The organism is Micromonospora sp. DT44 (assembly GCF_049841635.1).
Lineage (GTDB): Bacteria > Actinomycetota > Actinomycetes > Mycobacteriales > Micromonosporaceae > Micromonospora.
In genome coordinates this window covers 1-331 of sequence record NZ_JBNCKS010000190.1, presented here as the reverse complement: position 1 = coordinate 331, position 331 = coordinate 1, and the positions used below count along the sequence as shown (strand labels likewise).

At 56.8% G+C, this 331-nt stretch carries 1 protein-coding gene; it reads left to right on the top strand.

The genetic code is table 11. The features are described 5' to 3' along the window. Positions 1–11 precede the first annotated feature (11 nt). The coding region (locus tag ACLQ25_RS32870) for a hypothetical protein (RefSeq protein WP_425734616.1) at positions 12–331 on the top strand (320 nt) is incomplete at its 3' end.

The following is a 331-nucleotide window of genomic DNA, read 5'->3' as shown; positions in this document are numbered from 1 at the left end:
TTCCGAAGAGCATGCCCAAGGATCTGAAGGATTTTTTGGAGGGTTGCGGAGCGATCGGCGACGTGGCGAAGGCGGCTATTAAGTCCAGTAGTGAAGCTAGGTGGGAGGCGTTCGGCGAGATAGCACGAGAATACTACGGATATCGCGAAAGAAATCTGCTGACAGTCCCCCCGCGAACATACGAGAGGGAGGCCACCAACGGGATTGTGGTACACCTCGGACAAGACCTTCGTAATTGGCGGCGGGAGGGCAACACTGTTCCGAAGAGCATGCCCGAGGATCTGAAGGATTTTTTGGAGGGTTGCGGAGCGATCGGCGACGTGGCGAGAGC